A 2985-nucleotide genomic window follows, 5' to 3' on the forward strand; every position below is an offset into this window, starting at 1 on the left:
GCGCGTCAGCTGGCGCTGAATTTTCCTGATGACGAGATTGTGCTGATCGAGGCCCAGGAAGTGGGCTATGGCGCATCCGGAAGAAACGCCGGCTTCGCCATTGACCTGCCACACGATATCGGCGCTGACGACTATATCGGTGATATCAAGACGGCGAAAATCAGCATGGAATTGAACCTGATGGGTCAATCCATCCTGAAAGATCTCGTTGAAAAACATCGCATCGACTGCCAGTTTCGCCTGTGCGGAAAGTACCAGGCCGCCATCGAGAACAGAGGCATAGCGGTGCTGGATGCCTACCGTCGTGGCCTGGACAAGCTGGGTCAGGAATATCAGGTGATCGAAGGGCAGGACTTGCCGAACCACATCGGCACGCACTTCTATCGCAAGGCGCTGTTTACCCCGGGCACGGCCCTGATCCAGCCCGCGGCACTGGTCAAGGGCCTGGCCGACAGCTTGCCCGGTAACGTCACACTTTACGAAAACACCCCGATTACGAGCGTCGAGTACGGCGATAAAACCATTCTGACCCACAGCAACGGTCGTATCGTCGCGGACAAACTGCTCCTGACCAACAATGCGTTCGCGATGAGCTTCGGCTTTTTGAAAGGGCGCATGCTGCCGATTTTCACTTACGCGAGCCTGACCCGACCGCTGACGGAGCAAGAGCAGGCGCGATTGGGGGGCTTGCCTTATTGGGGCGTGATTCCCGCCGATCCTTTTGGGACGACCTTGCGCCGCACAACTGACAATCGCCTGTTGGTGCGCAACAGCTTCAGTTTCAATGCCGATGGCCGCAGTCATCAGAAGTACCTGCAGCGGTTCAAGGTCCGGCACAAAGAGTCTTTCGAACGCCGCTTCCCGATGCTTCCTGAGGTCAACTTCGAATACACCTGGGGCGGGGCGCTGGCGTTGTCCAGAAACCACATGGCGCACTTCGGGCAGTTGGCAAATAACGTCTATGGCGCCCTGTGCTGCAACGGGCTGGGAGTTACCCGGGGAACGGTGACGGGCACATTGCTGGCCGACTGGCTGGCGGGCAAGAACAGTCATCTTACGGACTTTCTCCTGTCCTCCCCGGGGCCGAACAGGAACCCGCCTGAGCCGATCCTTTCAGCGGGCGTCAATATGAACTTGCTATGGGGCCAGTGCCGGGCAGGGAAGGAAAGCTGATCAAGTAACAACGTATAGATAACCCAGTAATTAAAACCATTGATTGGAAGTTTTTAGTTCTATTGGCGAGTCCATGGAGGCTGATTGTTTCTGGTCGAGACGGTTTTCGTTCACCCGGATTTTGGGTTTTCGTTAGCCGCTGAGTTGAAAACAACCCTGACAGTTGGAGAGCAAATCATGAAATTCGAAGGCATCTATACCCCGGCAATCACGCCCCTGACCGCCAGCGGTGACATCGACAAAGCGGCATTCGCCGAAGTGCTCGAATACCTGATCGAGTCCAAGGTGCACGGCATCATCATCGGTGGTTCCACCGGTGAGTATTACGCCCACACCTCGCAAGAGCGCATCGAGCTGGCGACCCAGGCCAAGGACGTCATCGGCACCCGCTTGCCCCTGGTGATCGGCACCGGCGCCATCCGCACCGAAGACTCGGTCGAATACGCCAAGGCCGCCCGGGCCATCAAGGCCGACGCCATCCTGGTGGGTTCGCCGCCGTACGCGCTGCCGACCGAAAAAGAAAACGCCATCCACGCGTTGACCGTCGACCGTGCCGCCGACCTGCCGATCATGCTCTACAACTACCCGGCGCGCATGGGCGTGAGCATGGGCCCGGAGTATTTCGCCGCGGTGGCCGAGAGCAAGAACGTCGTCGCCATCAAGGAAAGCTCGGGCGACATGGCCCAGGTGCATCGCCTGGCGCGGGACTACCCGAACATCAGCCTGTCCTGCGGCTGGGATGACCAAGCCCTGGAGTTCTTCGCCTGGGGCGCGCGCAGCTGGGTGTGTGCCGGCTCGAACTTCATCCCGCGCGAACACGTGGCCTTGTATGAAGCCTGCGTGGTGGAAAAGGACTTCGATAAAGGCCGCAAGATCATGAGTGCCTTCATGCCCCTGATGGACTTCCTGGAAAGCGGCAAGTTTGTCCAGTCGATCAAGGTCGGTTGCGAGTTCAACGGCCTGCGCACCGGCAGTGTGCGTTCGCCGCTGCAACCGATGTACGACCATGAAAAACAGGCCCTGCAGGAGATCATCACTACCCTGAAACGTGAGGTCGCCCAGGTGACCGGGAGCGCAAAATGACTGGCCTTCTCAGCGCGGCTGAATACGCCGCCATTGCCCGGGAATTGAAGTTTCCGACCCGCTCCTTCGTCAATGGCGAGGCCTACACCTCGTTGTCGGGCAACACCTTCACCACGACCAATCCGGCGACCGATGAAGTGCTGGCCGAGATCACCGCCTGCAATGCCCAGGACGTTGACTTCGCCGTGGCCAAAGCCAAGGCGGCCTTCGAAGACGGCCGCTGGCACAAGCTGAGCCCCGGCGAGCGCAAGAAAGTGCTGTTGCGCTTTGCCGACCTGGTGGAGCAGAACGCCCACGAGCTGGCGGTGCTGGAAAGCCTCGACAGCGGCAAGCCGGTGCGCGAATGCCAACTCACGGATGTGCCGGAAACCATTCACACCCTGCGCTGGCATGCCGAGCTGATCGACAAGATCTACGACAACACGGCACCGGTCGGCAACGGCGCCCTGACCCTGGTGGTGCGTGAAGCCATCGGCGTGGTCGGCCTGGTGCTGCCGTGGAACTTCCCGCTGCTGATGCTGGCCTGGAAGATTGGCCCGTCCCTGGCCGCCGGTTGCTCGATCATCGTCAAGCCGGCCAAGGAAACCACCCTGACTGCGCTGCGGGTCGCCGAGCTGGCGTTTGAAGCCGGTGTGCCGGCCGGTGTGTTCAACGTGCTGTCCGGCGGTGGCGGTGAAGTCGGGGAGCCGCTGGGCCGGCACATGGACGTGTCGATGGTCAGCTTCACCG

Annotated in this window: 3 protein-coding genes; all 3 read left to right on the forward strand. The window is 60.1% G+C overall.

What is annotated here, in order from left to right:
- A partial coding sequence (locus tag PMI35_RS13790; RefSeq protein ID WP_008060781.1) for an NAD(P)/FAD-dependent oxidoreductase occupies nucleotides 1-1173 on the forward strand: 1173 nt, incomplete at its 5' end.
- Between the two features lie 177 nt (nucleotides 1174-1350).
- Nucleotides 1351-2256, forward strand: a complete 906-nt coding sequence (locus PMI35_RS13785; protein ID WP_008060783.1) for a dihydrodipicolinate synthase family protein — start codon at nucleotides 1351-1353, stop codon at nucleotides 2254-2256.
- A partial coding sequence (locus tag PMI35_RS13780; RefSeq protein ID WP_008060785.1) for an aldehyde dehydrogenase family protein occupies nucleotides 2253-2985 on the forward strand: 733 nt, incomplete at its 3' end. The genes PMI35_RS13785 and PMI35_RS13780, both read left to right, overlap by 4 nt.

It is taken from the genome of Pseudomonas sp. GM78 (genome assembly GCF_000282475.1).
In the GTDB taxonomy this organism is placed as follows: domain Bacteria; phylum Pseudomonadota; class Gammaproteobacteria; order Pseudomonadales; family Pseudomonadaceae; genus Aquipseudomonas.

Excerpts from the sequence above, each read along its gene's own strand:
- PMI35_RS13785 (WP_008060783.1), top strand. The coding sequence starts at position 1,351 with ATGAAATTCGAAGGCATCTATACCCCGGCAATCACGCCCCTGACCGCC.